The 17,756-nt window shown below is 72.2% G+C and carries 22 protein-coding genes; 15 read left to right on the plus strand and 7 right to left on the minus strand.

What is annotated here, in order from left to right:
* The first annotated feature begins 15 nt into the window (after positions 1-15).
* Complete coding sequence (locus tag JI751_RS19160; protein ID WP_201940238.1) at positions 16-438, plus strand: hypothetical protein; 423 nt, start codon at positions 16-18, stop codon at positions 436-438.
* Positions 435-1,184: a M14 family zinc carboxypeptidase gene (locus JI751_RS19165; protein WP_201940240.1), complete on the plus strand. Its 750-nt coding sequence runs from the start codon at positions 435-437 to the stop codon at positions 1,182-1,184. Before JI751_RS19160 ends, JI751_RS19165 begins: the two co-directional genes overlap by 4 nt.
* Here the strand turns inward: JI751_RS19165 and JI751_RS19170 are convergent.
* Entirely contained in the window at positions 1,169-1,966 is a 798-nt protein-coding gene (locus tag JI751_RS19170; protein ID WP_201940241.1) for an enoyl-CoA hydratase/isomerase family protein, read from the minus strand. The genes JI751_RS19165 and JI751_RS19170 overlap by 16 nt on opposite strands.
* A 174-nt stretch (positions 1,967-2,140) precedes the next feature.
* On the opposite strand from JI751_RS19170, the gene JI751_RS19175 reads away from it, so the two are divergent.
* From JI751_RS19175 to JI751_RS19185, 3 genes are read left to right on the plus strand one after another with little or no spacing between them, the layout of a single operon-like run.
* Positions 2,141-2,308, plus strand: coding sequence for a DUF3117 domain-containing protein (locus JI751_RS19175; protein WP_082602897.1), 168 nt, complete (start codon positions 2,141-2,143; stop codon positions 2,306-2,308).
* A 2-nt stretch (positions 2,309-2,310) separates the two neighbouring features.
* The gene (locus JI751_RS19180; protein ID WP_201940243.1) at positions 2,311-3,858 is read left to right on the plus strand and encodes a leucyl aminopeptidase family protein; all 1,548 of its coding nucleotides are present in this window, start codon (positions 2,311-2,313) and stop codon (positions 3,856-3,858) included.
* Entirely contained in the window at positions 3,858-4,196 is a 339-nt protein-coding gene (locus JI751_RS19185) for a hypothetical protein (RefSeq protein WP_201940245.1), read from the plus strand. Before JI751_RS19180 ends, JI751_RS19185 begins: the two co-directional genes overlap by 1 nt.
* Positions 4,197-4,311: 115 nt before the next feature.
* Here JI751_RS19185 and JI751_RS19190 read toward each other — a convergent pair whose 3' ends face one another.
* Positions 4,312-4,971, minus strand: a complete 660-nt coding sequence (locus tag JI751_RS19190; protein ID WP_307814386.1) for an O-methyltransferase — start codon at positions 4,969-4,971, stop codon at positions 4,312-4,314.
* Positions 4,972-5,171: 200 nt separating this feature from the next.
* Here JI751_RS19190 and sigE point away from each other — a divergent pair, with 200 nt between their 5' ends.
* From sigE to JI751_RS22035, 3 genes are read left to right on the plus strand one after another with little or no spacing between them, the layout of a single operon-like run.
* Positions 5,172-5,741, plus strand: a complete 570-nt coding sequence (gene sigE / locus JI751_RS19195; RefSeq protein WP_307814387.1) for an RNA polymerase sigma factor SigE — start codon at positions 5,172-5,174, stop codon at positions 5,739-5,741.
* Positions 5,741-6,265 (plus strand): anti-sigma factor family protein, encoded by a 525-nt coding sequence (locus tag JI751_RS19200; protein WP_201940248.1) that lies wholly within the window; start codon positions 5,741-5,743, stop codon positions 6,263-6,265. The genes sigE and JI751_RS19200 overlap by 1 nt, the downstream gene beginning before the upstream one ends.
* On the plus strand, positions 6,262-7,758 hold the full coding sequence (locus JI751_RS22035) for a S1C family serine protease (RefSeq protein WP_201940249.1): 1,497 nt from the start codon (positions 6,262-6,264) through the stop codon (positions 7,756-7,758). The genes JI751_RS19200 and JI751_RS22035 overlap by 4 nt, the downstream gene beginning before the upstream one ends.
* A gap of 42 nt (positions 7,759-7,800) precedes the next feature.
* Here the strand turns inward: JI751_RS22035 and JI751_RS19210 are convergent, their stop codons facing one another.
* The gene (locus JI751_RS19210) at positions 7,801-8,061 is read right to left on the minus strand and encodes a helix-turn-helix domain-containing protein (RefSeq protein WP_201940250.1); all 261 of its coding nucleotides are present in this window, start codon (positions 8,059-8,061) and stop codon (positions 7,801-7,803) included.
* A gap of 101 nt (positions 8,062-8,162) precedes the next feature.
* Here JI751_RS19210 and JI751_RS19215 point away from each other — a divergent pair, with 101 nt between their 5' ends.
* The 3 genes from JI751_RS19215 (at position 8,163) to JI751_RS19225 (ending at position 11,058) form a co-directional block, all read left to right on the plus strand.
* Entirely contained in the window at positions 8,163-8,840 is a 678-nt protein-coding gene (locus JI751_RS19215; RefSeq protein ID WP_201940251.1) for a CpaB family protein, read from the plus strand.
* Positions 8,841-8,844: 4 nt separating this feature from the next.
* On the plus strand, positions 8,845-10,095 hold the full coding sequence (locus JI751_RS19220; RefSeq protein WP_201940252.1) for a CpaE/TadZ family protein: 1,251 nt from the start codon (positions 8,845-8,847) through the stop codon (positions 10,093-10,095).
* An 84-nt stretch (positions 10,096-10,179) separates the two neighbouring features.
* Positions 10,180-11,058, plus strand: coding sequence for a calcium-binding protein (locus JI751_RS19225; RefSeq protein ID WP_201940253.1), 879 nt, complete (start codon positions 10,180-10,182; stop codon positions 11,056-11,058).
* Here the strand turns inward: JI751_RS19225 and JI751_RS19230 are convergent.
* On the minus strand, positions 11,021-12,397 hold the full coding sequence (locus JI751_RS19230; RefSeq protein ID WP_307814388.1) for a hypothetical protein: 1,377 nt from the start codon (positions 12,395-12,397) through the stop codon (positions 11,021-11,023). The two genes, JI751_RS19225 and JI751_RS19230, sit on opposite strands and share 38 nt — an antisense overlap.
* Positions 12,394-12,774: a hypothetical protein gene (locus JI751_RS19235; RefSeq protein ID WP_236666574.1), complete on the minus strand. Its 381-nt coding sequence runs from the start codon at positions 12,772-12,774 to the stop codon at positions 12,394-12,396. Before JI751_RS19235 ends, JI751_RS19230 begins: the two co-directional genes overlap by 4 nt.
* 208 nt (positions 12,775-12,982) lie before the next feature.
* Here JI751_RS19235 and JI751_RS19240 point away from each other — a divergent pair, with 208 nt between their 5' ends.
* Genes JI751_RS19240 through JI751_RS19255 form a run of 4 tightly spaced genes read left to right on the plus strand, consistent with a single transcriptional unit; the run spans position 12,983 to position 16,595 of the window.
* The gene (locus JI751_RS19240; protein ID WP_201940255.1) at positions 12,983-14,413 is read left to right on the plus strand and encodes a WS/DGAT/MGAT family O-acyltransferase; all 1,431 of its coding nucleotides are present in this window, start codon (positions 12,983-12,985) and stop codon (positions 14,411-14,413) included.
* A complete protein-coding gene (locus tag JI751_RS19245; protein WP_201940258.1) occupies positions 14,410-14,754 on the plus strand; it encodes a DUF6912 family protein in 345 nt (114 codons plus the stop codon). The genes JI751_RS19240 and JI751_RS19245 overlap by 4 nt, the downstream gene beginning before the upstream one ends.
* 32 nt (positions 14,755-14,786) lie before the next feature.
* Positions 14,787-16,415, plus strand: coding sequence for an L-glutamate gamma-semialdehyde dehydrogenase (pruA, locus tag JI751_RS19250; protein ID WP_201940261.1), 1,629 nt, complete (start codon positions 14,787-14,789; stop codon positions 16,413-16,415).
* A 3-nt stretch (positions 16,416-16,418) separates the two neighbouring features.
* A complete protein-coding gene (locus JI751_RS19255) occupies positions 16,419-16,595 on the plus strand; it encodes a hypothetical protein (protein WP_201940263.1) in 177 nt (58 codons plus the stop codon).
* Here JI751_RS19255 and JI751_RS19260 read toward each other — a convergent pair.
* Together JI751_RS19260 and JI751_RS19265 are read right to left on the minus strand one after the other, a co-directional pair.
* Positions 16,588-17,229 carry a maleylpyruvate isomerase N-terminal domain-containing protein gene (locus JI751_RS19260; protein WP_236666575.1) on the minus strand — a complete coding sequence of 214 codons (642 nt, stop codon included), beginning with the start codon at positions 17,227-17,229 and terminating at the stop codon, positions 16,588-16,590. The genes JI751_RS19255 and JI751_RS19260 overlap by 8 nt on opposite strands.
* On the minus strand, positions 17,226-17,699 hold the full coding sequence (locus tag JI751_RS19265; RefSeq protein ID WP_201940267.1) for a DUF2505 domain-containing protein: 474 nt from the start codon (positions 17,697-17,699) through the stop codon (positions 17,226-17,228). Before JI751_RS19265 ends, JI751_RS19260 begins: the two co-directional genes overlap by 4 nt.
* Positions 17,700-17,756: the final 57 nt, after the last annotated feature.

Raw genomic sequence — 17,756 nt, forward strand, 5'->3', positions numbered from 1 at the left:
GCAGACTCCTCCGACATGTCGTTCCCGATCGTCGTGTGGATCCTCACGGCCCTGGCCGCCGTGGCGATCGTGCTCACCCGACTTCGCATGCGCTCCGCGGACGCCGCCGGTCGGTTCTCGATCAGCCGCCGCCTCCCGCTGGTGCACTTCGCGGCGGGAGTCGTGGCCCTCGTCCTGTGGGTCGGGGTGCTGGTGGCGCCGGAGGACAGCCTGCTCGGCGGGCCGCTCTTCGGCATCCTGGCCATCGCCGCCTGGTGGCTCACGGCGGTGTGCGGCCTGCTGATCCTCATGCGGTGGCTGCCGGCCAAGGGCCGGCACGCGCCGGAGGCGTCCGGCGACAGCTGGAGCGACGGTCCGGGGCTCTCGCTCCTGGCCCACCTCGGCATGGTCGTCGGCGTCCTCGTCTTCACCTACGCCTACCTCACCGCCGCGGTGTGATCGCCCGCAGCCTCGGGCTGGCCCTCGGGCTCCTGGTCAGCCTCCTCGCCGTCCCGGCGCCGGCACCCGCGGTGACCGTCGCAGTGGATGACCGGCCCGCGGTGGTCGAGGTCCGCACCATCGGGCACTCCGTGAGGGGCCGCCCGATCCGGGCCTGGCGGCTCGGCGAGCCGGGCAAGCGTCCCCTCGTGCTCGTGTCCACGATGCACGGCAACGAGCCGCACACCCGGCGCATCCTCGAGACGCTGCGTGACGGACGCGCGATTACCGGCATCGACCTGTGGGTCGTCCCGACCTACAACCCCGACGGGCTCGCCCGCGGGTCACGGCGCAACGCGCGCGGCGTCGACCTCAACCGCAACTTTCCCTACAGGTGGGCCGACCTCGACGGGAGCTACGAGTCCGGCCGCCGTCCGGCCAGCGAGCCCGAGACGCGCGCGATGATGGCGTTCCTGGCCGAGATCGACCCCCGGCGGGTGATCAGCTTCCACCAGCCGCTGCACGGCGTGGACACCGACACCAAGGACACCGGCTTCGCCCGGCGGCTGGCGCGTGCGCTCCGGCTGCCCCGTACGTCGCTCGACTGCGGCGGTCTGTGCCACGGCACGATGACGATGTGGTTCAACCACCGCTTCGACGGCTCCGCGCTCACCGTGGAGTACGGCGCGCGGCCCTCGCGCCACCGGATGGCGGTCCAGGCGCCACGCCAGCTGCTGGACGTGCTGAAGGCTCAGCGACCCCGGTAGACCGGCTTCTCCTTGGCCACGAACGCATTGACCGCCGCGAGGTGGTCCGCGGTGCCCCCGGTGAGCGCCATCTTCTCCGCCTCGAAGGCGAGCGACTCCTCCAGCGGGTGCGAGGCGGAGTAGGCCACGGCCTGCCGGATCGAGCCGAACGACACGGTGGGCCCGTCCGCCAGCTGACGCGCCAGCTCCTCGACGGCGCCGGCGAACTCGTCCTGCGTGACGACCCGGGTGGCGAGCCCGAGCTCGAGCGCCTCCGCGGCGGACACGGTGCGCGGGAAGTAGAGGAGCTCCATCGCCCTGGCCCGCCCGACCAGGCGCGGCAGCGTCCAGCTCGACCCGGTGTCGCAGGACAGCGCGACGCCCGCGAACGAGGTGTTGTAGCCCGCCGAGTCGACGAGGATCCGGAAGTCGGCGGCGAAGGCCAGGCTCGCCCCCGCGCCGGCCGCGACGCCGTTGACGGCCGCGATGACCGGCTTCGCCATGGTCGAGAGGGCCAGCACGATCGGGTTGTAGTGCTTCTCGACGGTGTCCGACAGGGGGACGTCGGCCTCGCCCGTCAGCCCGGCGAGGTGCTCCTTGAGGTCCTGACCGACGCAGAACGCGCGGCCGCTGCCGGTGAGCACGACGCACCGCACCTCCGGGTCGTCGGCGACCCGGGTGACCGTCTCCAGCAGCAGGTCCTTGGTGGCCACGTCGAGGCCGTTCATCGCCTCGGGGCGGTTGAGCGTGATCGTGGCGACGGCGTCCGCGACGTCGAGCAGGACAGGGGGAGAGCTGGTCATGGGACGCAGTCTGCCCGACGACGAGCGGGCGTCAGCGCGCCCTGTGGTGCCGATCACGCGGGTCATGAGGGATAATGGGAGCGTACGACGCCTATCGGGGCGGCCAGTCACGACTCAGCCGCTCCGATTCGCATGTGATGAGCCACCCAAGGCTGAACAGGAAGAGGTGCGCCGATGGCCGCCATGAAGCCCCGCACGGGCGACGGACCGCTCGAGGTCACCAAGGAAGGCCGCGGCATCGTCATGCGCGTCCCCCTCGAGGGTGGTGGGCGGCTCGTGGTCGAGCTGAACGCCGATGAGGCAACGGCTCTCGGAGACGCCCTCAAGGGCGTCGTCGGCTGATCGTGGCGTCCACGAGCCGATCGACAGCACAGCTGCCGCAGCAGGTCTCGCCGCCCCAGTTCGCGCTGAGCCCGGCGCTGCCGCACCAGATCGGCGGCGCTGAGGTCTGGGCCTTCCCGGTCGTCCCCGACCCGGCCGGACCGCTCCTCGGCCCCGGTGCCGACGAGGCGTCCGAAGCCCTCGGCGTCGACCTCCTCGCCGCCCTCGAGGCGGCCCGCGGCACCGGCCGCGCCGGTGAGGTCACCACCGTCCCGGTCGGCAGCGCCGACCGCGACGACGACGTGGTGCTCGTGCTCCTCGTCGGTGTGGGCGAGGGCTCGGCCACCGATCTCCGCCGCGCCGGGGCGGCCGTCGCCCGCGCGACCAAGGACCGCGCGAGCGTGGTGACCACGCTCGCCGCGATCGCCCCCGACGAGGGCCTCGGCGCCTTCGTCGTCGGCGCGATGCTGGCCTCGTTCTCCTTCCACTGGCGCTCCACGGGCCCGAAGGAGCGCCCGGTCGCGCGCATCGTGCTGGCCGACATCGACGACGACGGCGCTGACGACGAGCTCGCCCGGGCCATCGCCCTCGGTGGAGCGGGCTGGCGCTCGCGCGCCCTCGCCACCGTCCCGGCCAACCTCAAGACGCCCGCCTGGCTCGCCGAGCAGGCGGTGGAGGTGGGCGAGACGGCCGGCCTCGACGTCACCGTGTGGGACGAGCACGCGCTCGCCGAGGAAGGCTTCGGCGGCCTGCTCGCCGTCGGCGGCGGGTCGGTCAACCCGCCCCGCCTGATCCGCATGGACTACGCGCCGCCCGGCGCCAACCGGCGTACGCCGACGGTGGTCCTGGTCGGCAAGGGCATCACCTTCGACACCGGCGGCCTCGACATCAAGCCCAGCGAGGGCATGCTGACGATGAAGCGCGACATGAGCGGCGGTGGCGCCGTCATCGCGACGATGGCCGCGCTGCGCGACGTCGACTGCCCGGTCCGCGTGGTAGGCCTGGTGCCGGCCGCGGAGAACTCGGTCAGCGCCTCCGCGATGCGACCCGGCGACGTGATCACGCACTACGGCGGTCGCACCTCCGAGGTCAACAACACCGACGCCGAGGGCCGACTCGTCCTCGCCGACGCGATGGCGTACGCCGTCTCGGAGATCGCCCCGAAGGCACTGCTCGACATCGCCACCCTCACCGGGGCGATGAAGGTGTCCCTGGGCCAGTGGACCGGCGGCTACTTCGCCAACGACGAGGCGCTCGCCGGGCACGTCGAGTCCGCCGCCGGCGCGTCCGGCGAGAACGTCTGGCGGATGCCCCTCGTCGCTGACTACGAGGAGAAGGTGACGTCCAAGATCGCCGACGGCGACAACGCCGCCGGCGGCGCGGGCGCCATCACCGCCGCCCTGTTCCTCCAGCACTTCGCGGGCGACGTCCCGTGGGTGCACGTCGACTTCGCCTCGGCCGCAGAGTCGCCGGCCGACCGCCACGAGTGGACCGCCGGACCCAGCGGCTGGGGTCCGCGCCTGCTGCTGACCTGGCTCGGCTCCGAGGACCCGCTGGAGGGCATCGCCTGATGCTCGGGCTCACCATCCGGTGGTCCCTCGAGGGGGCGCCCGAGGGCGTGGAGGACGAGCTGGCGAGCTTCGTCGCCGAGACCTCCCACGCCCGGTTCACCGGCATGTCCGGGCTGCGCTGGAAGACGTGGCGGACGGTGCGCGGGGAGTGGTTCGAGGGGTCCTACGTCTTCGCGACCAGCGAGGCGCGCGAGGAGTTCCAGCGCACCTTCACCGAGGGTGCCGCGGAGTCTCCGGGGTCGCGGATGATCGGGTCGTCGCCGATCCTGATCGAGGCCTGCGACGTGGTCGCCGTGGCCGAGGGCTGGGACGGCTTCGAGGCCTCGCCCCGCTGCTGACGGCGGTGCGGGCAAGTCTCCGGATATCCGGGGACCTAGCTGCTTACAGGTAGAGATCTGTACCTCTAAGCGGGCAAGTCACCGGATATCCGGTGACTTGCGAGGGCGCCTGAGGTCAGGCCTCCGGGGCCCACTCCTTCTTCGCGACCAGCAGGCCGTCGCCGACGGGCAGGAGGACCGGCACGAGCGACTCGTGCTCGAGGATCGTGCGACCGAGGTCGCGGATCGTGACCGTCTCCTCGTCGCGCTGCGCCGGGTCGGCCACGCGGTCGTGCCACAGGGCGTTGTCGAACGCCACGATGCCGCCGGGGCGCAGCAGCCGCAGTGCCTCCTTGAGGTAGGCGGCGTACTCGCGCTTGTCGCCGTCGCAAAACACCAGGTCGTAGTGGCCGTCGGTGAGCCGGGGGAGCACGTCGAGCCCCGCGCCCGCGATGGTGCGGGCCCGGTTGCCCGGGATGCCGGCCTCGGTGAAGGTCTCCTTGGCGAGCCGCTGGTGCTCGGCCTCGATGTCGACCGTGGTCAGGACGCCGTCGGAGCGCATGCCGCGCAGCAGCCACAGGCCGGAGACGCCGGTGCCCGTGCCGATCTCGACGACCGCCCGGGCGTCGAGCACGGAGGCGAGGAAACGGAGCGCGGCGCCGGCGCCGGAGCCGACCGGGGTCACCCCGACCTCCTCGGCGCGGCCGCGGGCGGCGGCGAGGATCTCGTCCTCGGCCACGAACGACTCGGCATAGGTCCAGCTCGCGGGCTTGATCGGCTGCGTGGGGGTCGGCACGGACGGGACTCTAGTCGGACTTCAGCGGGAACACACCGGGCACCTCGCTCGTTGAAGGCGGTACGCCGCCGCGCGGGGCCACACGTTTCTTGGCCCTTGCGCATGAGGTTCACAGCGAACTCTCAGGCGGGGTACCTAGCGTCAGGAAGGACGGCGAGCACCCGTTGCAGCTGAGGTCGAGGAAGAACGAGGGGTCACCCGTGGGTGAGCAGGTCCAGACCGATGGGATCGTCGTACCGACGTGGGACGAGGTCGTCGAGCAGCACTCCGACCGCGTCTTCCGGCTGGCCTACCGGCTCACGGGCAACCGTCCCGACGCCGAGGACCTCACGCAGGAGGTCTTCGTCCGCGTCTTCCGCTCCCTCGACTCCTACACGCCCGGCACCTTCGAGGGCTGGCTGCACCGGATCACGACCAACCTGTTCCTCGACGGCGCCCGCCGCAAGCAGCGGATCCGCTTCGACCCGCTCTCCGACGAGCGCGCCGCGCGGCTCACGAGCTCGGCGCCGGCGCCGGAGCTGGCTCTCGCCGACCAGACCTTCGACGACGACATCGAGATCGCCCTCGCCACGCTGCCGCCGGACTTCCGCGCCGCGGTGGTGCTGTGCGACGTCGAGGGACTGAGCTACGAGGAGATCGCGGAGATCCTCGACGCCAAGCTCGGCACCGTCCGCTCGCGCATCCACCGCGGTCGCAGCATGCTGCGCAAGGCGCTCGCCCACCGCGAGCCCGCCGCCGGCCGCGAGCGCTACCGGGGAGTGGTGTCCTGATGACGCACCTCGGATCCCGCGTCAGCGCCCTCGTCGACGGTCGCCTCGACCCCGACGAGGAGGAGCGCTGCTGGAACCACGTCCACGGCTGCCACACCTGCCGTGACCTCGTCGAGCACGAGGGCTGGGTGAAGACCCAGCTCGCCCAGCTGTCCTACGGCGCCTCGCGCCCCTCGCACGACTTCAAGTCGGCCCTGGTCGGTCGCTGCTCCGAGCTCTCCACGCAGCCCGGTGCGCTCGCCGGCGCGACCTTCCCCACGGCGGGGACCCACCGCTCGCGCCGTGGGCTCGTCGCCATCGGGGGCGGGGCCGCCAGCGCCTGCGTCGTCGGCGTCCTGGCGCTCGGCGTCGCCGGTTCGCCGCGGATCGAGCCGCGGCCGCCGGCCACCGACCTGAGCCGTCCCGTCGGCCCGGTCGCCCCGGTCGGCGGGGTCGACGACCGCACGGCGCGCGGTCCCGCCTCACCCTCCCGGATGCCCCTGGCCGAGCGCCTGGTGGCGATCCGGGAGAAGATTGCTCCGTGAGCGACGAGCACCAGCCCGACGAGCCGACGTCCGAGTCCACACCGGGCTCGTCACCAGACGCCGAGGAGCCCACCCAGCCCCTCGCCGGCTGGCGCCCCACCGACGCCGACGCCCAGCCGCAGGGCCACGCCTACGGGCAGGCCGCGGACGCGCCGAGCCAGCCGAGCCAGCCGAGTGAACCCGGCCCGCCGCCCTACGGCAGCACCTACGGCGAGCAGCCGCGCGCGCACGATCCCCGGCCCGAGCCGCCCACGCAGCCCCAGCCCGTCCAGCAGGCTCCCGAGACGCTCGCCTTCGGTCGCCCCGGGCCGCCCGGACCCGCAGGACCCCCCTACTTCGGCCCCGGGCCTCGTCCCTACCCGCCGGTCGACTACGCCCGCCCGGTCCCGCCCCGCAAGGTCGCGCTCTGGGTCTGGCCCGCCGTGGCCGCGCTCGCCCTGGTCGTCGGCCTGCTCGGCGGGCTCGCCGGTGGCGCGCTCCAGGACGAGCTCGCCTCCCAGCGCGGGACCAACGACAACGGCCTCGACGGCGTACGCACCCAGTCCGCCGCGCCGCTCGACGCCGACAACGGGTCCGTCCCGGCCGTCGCGCAGGCGCTGCTCCCCAGCACCGTGCAGATCGTCGCGGAGTTCGACGGCCAGGCCGCCGGCGCCACGGGCTCCGGCTTCGTGCTCGACCGCGAGGGCCACGTCGTCACCAACAACCACGTCGTCGCCTCGGCCGCCGAGGACGACGGCCCGATCGTCGTCATCGACCACGAGGGCGTACGCCACGAGGCGTCGGTCGTCGGTCGCAGCGCGGTCTACGACCTGGCGGTGCTCGACGTCGACGGCGCCGAGGGGCTCGAGCCCGCCGCGCTGGGTGCGTCCCAGGCGCTCCACGTCGGCGACCCGGTCATCGCGTTCGGCGCCCCGCTCGGGCTGAGCCAGACGGTCACGTCCGGCATCGTCAGCGCCCTCGACCGTCCCGTCACCACGTCGGGCGAGTCCGACGACGAGTCCTCCTACATCAACGCCGTGCAGACCGACGCAGCGATCAACCCGGGCAACTCCGGCGGGCCGCTGGTCAACCTCGCCGGCGAGGTGGTCGGCGTGAACTCGGCCATCGCCACCAACGGCGGCTCGTCGGGCGAGGCGGGCAACATCGGGGTGGGCTTCGCCATCCCGATCGAGCAGGTCATCACGACCGTCGACCAGATCCTGCGCACCGGCAAGGCGGAGTACCCCGTCATCGGCGCCCAGGTCCGTACGGGCGGCGAGCCGGACTCCCAGGGCGCGACGATCACCGAGGTCATGCCCGACACCCCGGCCGAGCGCGCCGGCCTGCAGAAGGACGACGTCATCACGGCGGTCGACGACCAGCCGGTCAACGACGGCATCGCCCTCATCGTCGCGATCCGCACGCACCGCCCCGGCGAGACGGTGGAGATGTCGGTGGTCCGCGGCGGCGACGAGCAGGTCGTCGAGGTCGAGCTCGACGGCAAGGTGGGATAGGCCCCCACGTGGTGGCAGAAGGTCCTCGGGAACGGCTCGGGGCTAGTCGGACGATCCCGGCTCGGCGTCCACGAAGGGGTGCCGGTCGACGAACTCCTTGGTCTCGGCGTACATCCGCTGGATGAACTCCTCGAGCTGGACCGCCTCGACGCGCCACTGACCTCGGCCGCCGATCTTGATGGCCGGGAGCTCGCCGCGGCGGACGAGCGCGTAGACCTGCGCGCTGGAGGTGTTGAGCGCCTCGGCGACGTCGGCGAGCGTGAGGAAGCGGGGGGCGCGAGGCTCCGGGCGGTCGTCGGCCATGGGGCCCATCCTCCCACCGGCGGCCCGGTCGGCGGAGCCGCCCGGCCGCAGCCTGTGGAGAGACAGGTGTGAATTCGCGCGCGTGCGGACATGATGACCTCGTGTCTCGGAACAAGTCTCGGAGCGGTCCGCGCGCGCCCGGCGCCCTCGACGTCCCACCAGCCACCCGATCGGGGTCGGCAGGATGGCGCGACCCGCGCCTCTGGGTCGGCGTCGTGCTGGTCACCGGCTCGGTCGTCGCCGGTGCCCGCCTCCTGTCCACGGCCGACGACATGACCTCGGTCTGGGCGGCGTCGTCCGACCTCGCGGCCGGCCAGACGATCACGGCCGACGACCTGCGGTCCACCCGGCTCCGTTTCGACGACATCACCGATGCCCAGCGCTACCTCGGGGTCGACGACGAGCTCCCTGCGGCTCTCACCCTCACGCGGCCGCTCGCGGCCGGCGAACTGGTGCCGGCGGCCGCGCTGGGGGAGGAGGTCGACGACGGATCGGTCGACGTCTCGGTCGCCGTCGCCGCGGAGCACGTGCCGACCGACCTCGGTCGCGGCTCGCGCGTCGACGTCTGGGTGATCGGGGAGGACCGCGGCTCACGCTCGGAGGCCGAGCTCGTGCTCGCCGACGTCCTGGTCGTCGACGCCCCGGTGGTCACCGAGTCGTTCGCCTCGGCGACGACGCGGCAGCTGGTGCTGGCCGTGCCCCAGGACGACGAGGAGTCGCTGGGCGTGGTGCTCGCCGCCAGCGGCGACGACCGCGTGCGCGTGGTCGGGCGAGGCTGACGCCGTGATCTGCGTCCTGCTGCTGGCGGCGGGTGAGGCATGGGAGTCCCCGGCGCTGGCCGACCTCGAGGCCCACCCCGGGGTGGTGGTGCTCAAGCGGTGCGTGGACGTCGACGACCTCCTCGCCTCGGTCACCAGCGGCCAGGTGGACGTCGCCGTGGTCGCGCTCGACGCACCGGGCCTCGACCCCGCGAGCGTCGCCCACCTGCGCCGGCACGCCGTACGCCCCGTCGCGGTGACCTCGACGCGGTCCGACGACCTCGACGTGCGTGAGCACGCCCAGCGCCTCGGCATCGCAGCCGTCGTCGGCGCGGGCGAGCTGGCGACGCTGCCCGAGGTGGTCACCGCCGTCGAGGAGGGCGACACCCGTGCGCGTGGTGAGGGTGGCGACGCCCTCGCGCCGTCCGGTCCCGAGCCGGTGGTCGACTCCGGGCGGATCGTGGTCGTGTGGGGTCCCGCCGGCGCCCCGGGTCGTACGACCGTGGCCACCAACCTGGCGTGGGAGGTCGCCCGTCGTCAGGTCGGCGTGGTCCTGGCCGACCTCGACCCCTACGGCGGTTCGGTCGCCCAGCAGCTCGGCATCCTCGACGAGGTGTCGGGGATCCTGTCCGCGTCGCGACTCGCGGCGTCGGGCCAGCTCGACGAGCGCTTCGCCTCGGTGTGCCGCGGGGTGGGGGAGCACCTGGCGGTGGTGACCGGGCTGCCGCGCGCCGACCGGTGGCGCGAGGTGCGCGCGGCCCAGGTCGACCAGCTGCTGGAGCGCGCGAGCACCACCGGGCACGTGGTCGTGGACACCGGGTTCAGCCTCGAGGACGACGCCGGCCAGGACTTCGGTGGGCGTCCCGGCCGCAACGCGCTGACGCTCGCGGCCCTCGACCTGGCCGACGAGGTGGTCGTCGTCGGAGCGGCCGACCCGGTCGGGCTGGCCCGGCTGGCGCGCGGGCTGGTGGACGTCCGCGACCGGCTCGGCGGCGTCCCGGTCCGGGTCGTCGTCAACCGGATGCGCGGCTCGATCGGGTGGTCGGAGAAGGAGATCGCCGGCATGGTCGAGGGGTTCAGCCGGGTCGCCGGGCTCCACTTCCTGTCCGAGGACCGCGCCGGGCTGGACCGCGCACTGGTGTCCGGCAGCCCGCTGGCCGAGGTCGGCGACTCCGCGCTCGTGCACGGGATCACCGCGCTCGCCGACGCCGTCTTCCCGACCTCGATCCGACCTGTGAGCGGCAAACGGAGGCAACGCCGAAGTAAAAGTCGGTAGAAATTCCCCAAATCCTCAAGGTTCGTCGTACTTTTAGACCTGATCCTTGAGGAGAACCCCGTGCTGCGACCTTTTCGTGTCGGCGTGCTTGCGCTGACCGCCCTTGCCCTCACTGCGACGCCCGCCCTCGCGGCGAAGCAGGCGCGCGGCACCACGGGCAACGACATCATCAACGGTCGAGCCCGAGCGGACTTCATCATGTCGCTCGGCGGGCGTGACAGCGTCAAGGGCTTCGGCGGCGACGACAAGGTCTACGCGGGCAACGGCAACGACACGGTCTACGGCGACGACGGGAACGACTGGATCACCGCGCAGCCCGGCAACGACTGGGTCGCCGGAGGTGCCGGCAACGACAAGATCGACGGCGGCTCGGGCGACGACAGCGTCTACGGCGGCGACGGCGACGACATCCTCGCGGCCAACGTCGGCAACGACGTGCTCTACGGCGAGGCGGGCAACGACCTGCTCGGCGGCAACGACGGCAACGACCGCCTGTTCGGCGGCGACGGCTCCGACAAGCAGATCGGTGGCGCGGGCGACGACTGGATCGACGGCGGTCCCGGCGACGATGGAGCCATCCAGGGCGGAGCCGGCAACGACGTGCTGATCGACGGCGAGGGCAACGACTGGCTGGTCAAGGGTGACGAGGGCGACGACACCGTCTTCCTCGGTCCGGGCGCCGACAAGGTCTTCTCCGAGCAGGGCAACGACACCATCTACGTCCTGCCCGACGGCTTCGTCGACAAGATCCGCTGCGACGACGGCACGCAGGAGAACGGCGCCGCCGACCGCGTCGTCTTCGTCGGCTACCGGGACCCGCTCGACGTGGTCGACCCGTTCGGCAGCTGCGAGATCGTCGAGGTCGTCGAGGCGCTCCCCGGGGGCTGGCCCTACGGTCCGGTCAGCCTGTCCGACGGCCGCGTCATCACGCAGCGAACAGCAGGTAGAGACCTCCCACGGTGAATCCCACCATCGCCACGAGCAGGGGCAGCTGACCGGTCAGCTGGTGCCGCCGCGGCAGGAGCCTGATCGCGCGGTCGTGCGCGGCGACCACGCCGACGACGTGGCCGAGCGCCACGGCGACGACCTTGGTCACTGCCAGGAACGTCGGGTGCTCCGAGAGCCAGTAGTTGATCTGGAGGTCGGCCGTGCCGAGGTAGTTGTCGCCCCGCGAGAACGGGTCGCTCAGCTGCACCAGGGTGCGCTGGCCGTACTCGACGAGGTAGGTCAGGTAGTGGGCCACGATGTAGCCCACGATGATCGGCACGACCGAGTGGGCGAACAGGGACGGCAACGCTCGCCGGGGCGTGTCGCTCGTGACGCCGGTGGCCATCGTGGCGATCGTGAGGACGATCGCGACCCCGGCGGAGAACGCGATGAGCGCGACCGTGTCGGGCAGGATCCGTGACGCCGACAGCGACTGCACGAGCTTGAGCCACGGCGTGGACTCGCGGAACGAGTCGAACGCCGTGCTGCCGAACAGCACGCCCACCACGGCGACCAGGCCGGGCCGCGCCACGACCGTGTCGAGGTTGGCCAGGGGGCTGCGCAACACCAGCTGTCCCTTGCCCTGAGGAGGTCGCCCAGCGACCGTCTCGAAGGGTTCGCGGCGCCCCCAGATCGAGAGCTTGGCGACCAGCGAGGAGTAGACCTCGAACGGGTCGGCCCGCGCGAGGAAGGTCGTACCCCACACGGCGGAGCCGATGAGCATGATGCCGAGGTAGGCCGCACACCACAGGCGCACCGGACCGAGAGCCGTCGAGGACGGGTAGACCAGCTCGAGCCACACGAAGGCGAAGAGCCCGACGGCAGCGGGCCAGTAGCCGAGACGCTCGGGGTAGGGCCGCAGGCCCTCGCCGGCGGGCACCCCGGAGATCTTCGCGAAGAGCATGCTGATCGTCCGCGCCGGGCTGATGGCCTTGAAGAACGGCCCGAGGAGCAGCGACGCCGGCACGAGGCCCACCCACAGCAGGACGTAGAACGTCCCGAGGAACGGGTTGATCAACGAGTCCTTGCCGAGGACGGCCGCCGCGCCGACGTAGAGGAAGACCACCATCCCGAACACCCGGCCGGTGATCGCGAGCCCGGGCGAGGAGACGAGCCGGTCGAGCCACTCGGGCGCGGGGCGGCCGCTGGTGGCCGCGTCGTAGCGCGGTTCGCGCCACGCGATCGCCAGCACCGTGAAGGAGATGACCAGCGCGGCGACCGCGCCGGCGATCGCCAGCTCCGACGGGATCGGCAGGTCCTTCGCACCGCCGAGGCCGTGGGCGGAGATCGAGCCGCCCACGCTCAGCCCGGTCACCGGACTTCGAGCTGGAGCAGGACCACGTCGGGCTCGTGGCTCTCGACCTCGACGACGCCGGGACGGTCGATCACGAGCTCGTGCTCGGACGTGCCGGCGTCGTAGGCGATCTCCTGCTCGGGGGTGCTGTGCACGTGGAGCTCACCGGCCTCGTCGGACTCGATCGTGAGCACCAGCGTCTGGTCGACCCCGAGCTCGACCCGCTCGCCGTTGGGGGTGAACTCGTCGCCCTCGCGCGTCACCGTCACCGCGACCGTGTCCCCGTCCTGGGTCGCTCCCTGCGAGCTGCTCGGCGGATCGGCGTCGTCGCTCCCGCAGGCGGTGAGGGACATCGCAAGGACCAGGGCGAGGGGAGCGGCAAGGGTGGACAGGCGCATGTCTGCCAGAATCCCATGCGGAGCAAGATCGCCGACGAGAGGGCACGCATGAGTGAGCGGAGCGAGCGAATCATCGAGCGCCGCGTGACTTGTGCCTCAGGCGCGCACGGAGCGAAGCGAGTACGTGCATGAGTGAGCGGAGCGAGCGAATCATCGAGCGCCGCGTGACTTGTGCCTCATGCGCGCACGGAGCGAAGCGAGTACGTGCATGAGTGAGCGGCTGAGGCCGCGGGACCTGGCCATCCTGGCCGCTGAGTCCCCCACGACGCCGATGCACAACGCGACCGTCGAGATCTTCGACCCCGGTGCGTCCGGCTTCGACCACGACCGCCTCGTCGACCTGATCGCCGACCGGATCGCCTTCGTCCCGCGCTACCGCCAGCGCCTCCAGGTGGTGCCGGGTCGGCTCGCCAACCCGGCCTGGGTCGACGACGAGAACTTCGACCTCGGCTACCACGTACGCCGCTCCGCGCTGCCGCGGCCGGGGACGATGGACCAGCTCCGCGAGCTCGTCGCCCGCATCGCGTCCCGCCCGCTCGACCGGAGCCGCCCGTTGTGGGAGGTCTACTTTGTCGAGGGGCTCGCCGAGGGCCGGATCGCCCTGCTGACCAAGAGCCACCAGATCCTCGTCGACGGTCGCGAGACCGTCGACATCGGCCAGGTCCTGCTCGACACCTCGCCGGACCGGTCGACGCTCGGTCACGACGACGACTGGCGCCCGCGGCGTACGGCCGGTCCCGTCGCGGCCGCGCTCAACGCCGTCACCGACAGCATCGAGAGCCCCAGCACCCTGTGGTCGACGACGCGCGCCAACGCGGAGTCCGTCGCCCGTCAGGCCTCCGCCACGGGTGGCCGGATCGCCGAGGTCGCCAGCGCGCTCGCGGGCCGCGGCCCCGTCCACTCGACACCGGTCCACCGCAAGCTCTCGCAGCAGCGCCGGTTCGTCACGGTCCGCACCGAGCTCAAGGACTATCGCAAGATCCGCGAGGTGCACGGCGGCACGGTCAACGACGTCATCCTCGCGACGCTCGCGGGCGGGCTCCGCGGCTGGCTGATGACGCGTGCGGAGTCGATGGGCGGTTTGAGGACGATCAAGGCGATCGTGCCGATGTCGGTGATCGACGCCGAGCTCGAGGCGACGTCGCTCGGCACCCAGATCACCGGCCACCTCGTGAACCTGCCGATCAGCGAGCCCAGCCCGGTGGTGCGGCTCCACCAGGTCAGCTACGACCTCAAGGCCCACCGCGACAACGGCCGCAACGTGTCCGCGCGGCGGCTGTCGGGGATCGCCGGGTTCGCGCCCACGACCTTCCACGCGCTCGGCTCCCGGGTCGCGGCCGCCGAGCCGCGCGGGGCCTTCCACGTCTCGATCACCAACGTGCCCGGCCCCCAGTTCCCGCTCTACGCCGATGGCGCCCGGATGCTCGAGTCCTACCCGGTGCACCCGCTCCTGCCCGACCACCCGCTGGCGATCGGCGTCACGTCCTACGACGGCGGCGTCTTCTACGGCATCACCGCCGACCGCGACGCCGTACCCGACGCCGACGTGCTCGGCCAGTGCGTGCTCGAGTCGCTCGAGGAGCTCAACGACTCGGCCAGCGACTCGCGGCCCCGCGCTCCGAGGGGACGCAAGAAGTGACGCGCCGCTACCTCCCCACCACGCTCCCGCGCCTCGCGGAGGAGTGGGACGGCACCGCGCTCGACGCGACGGGCGCCATCGTGGCGGTCGACGACGGCGAGGAGACCGAGTACGCCGCCCTGATGACGGCTGCGGACGCCTCGGCCGAGCTGCTGCCGGGCCTGCCGGACGGCCGTCGTCGACGCGTCGTGGTGGTCGTCGAGACGGCGACCGCAGACGCCCCGGTCGCCTGGCGCGACGTCGTCGCCGTGCACGTCGACGACCGTGACGACGCGGATCCCGACGACGACCTCGCGTGGTGGGCGACGCAGGAGGTCGGCGACCTCATCTCCCGCCTTTGAGGGGCGCGCCCGTCTCTGACACGATCAGCCGCATGGACGCGATCACCTTCCCGCCGGCCCCGACCAACGAGCCGAACCTCACCTACGCCCCGGGCAGCCCGGAGCGCGAGGCGCTCATCACCGAGCTGGCCGTCCAGGAGAAGAAGCAGCACTCCTACCGCGCGGTTATCGGCGGCAAGCGGCGCAACGGCGGCGGCGCCGAGATGAAGGTCGTCCAGCCCCACGACCACGCCCACGTCCTGGGCACCCTGAAGAACTCGACGACCAAGGACGCCGAGGCCGCCATCAAGGCCGCCACCGCCGCCGCGCCCGACTGGCGCGCGATGCCCTTCGACGAGAAGTGCGCGATCATCCTCAAGGCCGCCGACCTGCTGGCCGGCCCGTGGCGCCAGCGGCTCAACGCCGCGACCATGCTCGGCCAGTCGAAGACGGCCTTCCAGGCCGAGATCGACGCCGCCTGCGAGCTCATCGACTTCTGGCGCTTCAACGTCCACTACGCCAAGCAGATCCTCACCGACCAGCCGATCGCCAACAGCCCGGGCATCTGGAACCGGACGGACCACCGCCCGCTCGAGGGCTTCGTCTACGCGATCACGCCCTTCAACTTCACCGCCATCGCCGGCAACCTGCCGACCGCGCCGGCGCTGATGGGCAACACCGTCATCTGGAAGCCGTCGCCGACCCAGCAGCACGCCGCGTCGTTGACGATGGAGCTCCTCGAGGAGGCCGGCATGCCGCCCGGCGTCATCAACATGCTCCCCGGTGACGGCCTCGACGTCTCCAAGGTGGCCCTGACCCACCGCGACCTCGCCGGCATCCACTTCACCGGCTCGACGCCGACCTTCCAGCACCTGTGGTCGACCATCGGGCAGAACATCGCGGGCTACCGCACCTACCCGCGGATCGTCGGCGAGACCGGCGGCAAGGACTTCATCGTCGCCCACCCGTCGGCCGACCCCGACGTGCTGCGCGTCGCGATGATCCGCGGCTCGTTCGAGTTCCAGGGCCAGAAGTGCTCGGCCGCCTCGCGCGCCTACGTCCCCCGCTCGGTCTGGAACACGATCAAGGACCAGCTGATCGCCGACACCGAGGCGCTGTCGATGGGCGACGTCACCGACCTGTCCCACTTCATGGGCGCCGTCATCGACGACCGCGCGTTCGCCAAGCACAAGGCCGCGATCGCCCGCGCCAAGCGCCGGAAGCACCTCACCGTCCTGGCCGGCGGCCAGGTCGACGACTCGGTCGGCTACTTCGTGCGGCCGACCATCGTCGAGTCGACCGACCCGACCGACCAGATGTTCTCGGACGAGTACTTCGGCCCGATCCTCGCCGTCCACGTCTACGAGGACGACCGCTTCGAGCAGGTCGTGGCGCAGATGGAGTCGTTCGCGCCGTACGCCCTCACCGGCGCGATCATCGCCCAGGACCGCGCGGCCATCGCCTGGGCCCGCAAGACGCTCCGCTTCGCGGCGGGCAACTTCTACATCAACGACAAGCCGACCGGTGCCGTCGTCGGCCAGCAGCCCTTCGGTGGCGGTCGCGCGTCGGGCACCAACGACAAGGCCGGCGCGGCGGTCAACCTGCTGCGCTGGACCTCGCCCCGCTCCATCAAGGAGACCTTCGTCCCGCCGAAGGACCACCGCTACCCGCACCAGGGCTGAGGCGTGCTCCGACCCCTCGTCGCCACGGTCTGGCACATGGGTGCGCTGCACCCGTTCGAGCAGGCGCTGACGATCCTGCTCGCCTTCGGGCCGTTCGTCGTGCTGGGAGTCGTGGTGTGGCTGCGCCGGCGTGAGGACGCCTCCGAGGAGTCCGAGCGCGGCGGCCCGCCCGTCAGCTGAAGACCGGGATCCGGGCCCCGCGGAGCTCGTCCAGCTCGTCCTGCGTCGGCTCCGCGCGCCCGGTGCCGACCAGCGCCACACGCTCGTCGCTCCACCCGAGCGCCCGATCGAGCAGCCCCTCGACCACGCACCGCACCTCGACCAGACCGGCCTGCGTGGGTGGGGCGGCACCGCCGAGGTGGGCGACGAGGTCGAGGTGGTGGAGGGTCGCCTCGACGGCCAGCGTGCTGGCGAGGTCGCGCGCGCCGATGGCGTGCCCCTGGGTCAGGACGACCGTCGCGTCGGGCAGGTCGGACACGGCCCGCACGGCTGCTGACGAGGCCTCGAGGTAGCGGTCGCGCAGCGCGGTGAAGGTGTGGAGCCCGGCCTCCACGCGGGTCATCCGCCGGTTCCGCTCGTCGGTGTCGGGGTCGCTGCCCCACGCGCGCCAGTACGCCACCGCGTCGCAGTCAGCACTCCGGTCGGCCGGCGTGTGCGCCGCGACCAGTCCACGGACGGCATCCGCGTGGAGGTGCCACACCAGGTCGTGCACGGTCCAGCCCACGCACGCGGTCGCCACCCAGGCGTGGTGCTCTTCGAGCTCCTCGACGACCGAGGCGAGCGCGGCGTAGGTCTCGCGCAGCAGGTCGGTCATGGACGGGCGAGCCACTCCCGGCCGACCTTCTGCTCGACGTCGAGGGCAGCGGAGAAGATCCCGGCGATGAGCTGCTCGATCTTCCCGCCGACCAAGGGGATCTTGACCGTAAGGTCGAGGTCGATCGTCTCCGTGGTGGTGCCGCCGGACTCGACGAGCTCCATCGTCCCGACGGCCTCTCCCGGCTTGCCGGGGATCGTGAGGCGTACGTCGGCGGACGTCGGCGAGGTCCAGTTCTCGGTCTGCACGATGAGGATCTCGTCGCCCACGAACTTCTTCGCGAAGGACGGGATGTCGTCGGCCGAACGCACCTGCTCGATGGTCACGACGTCACCGTCGATGACCGCCGATCCACGCACGACGCGCTGCCTCTCGAGCACCTCCTCGCGGAACCCGGTGTCGTCGAGCATCGCCGCGACCGCCTCGGCCGTGGCGTCGTACGTGAGCTTCTTGGTGAGCTTCGTGCTCATCGGGTCACCCGCATCTCCGTGTCGTCGTGGGTCCGTCGACAGGACCCGGATCCTGCC

The organism is Nocardioides baculatus (assembly GCF_016735675.1).
GTDB classification, from domain to species: Bacteria; Actinomycetota; Actinomycetes; order Propionibacteriales; family Nocardioidaceae; genus Nocardioides; species Nocardioides baculatus.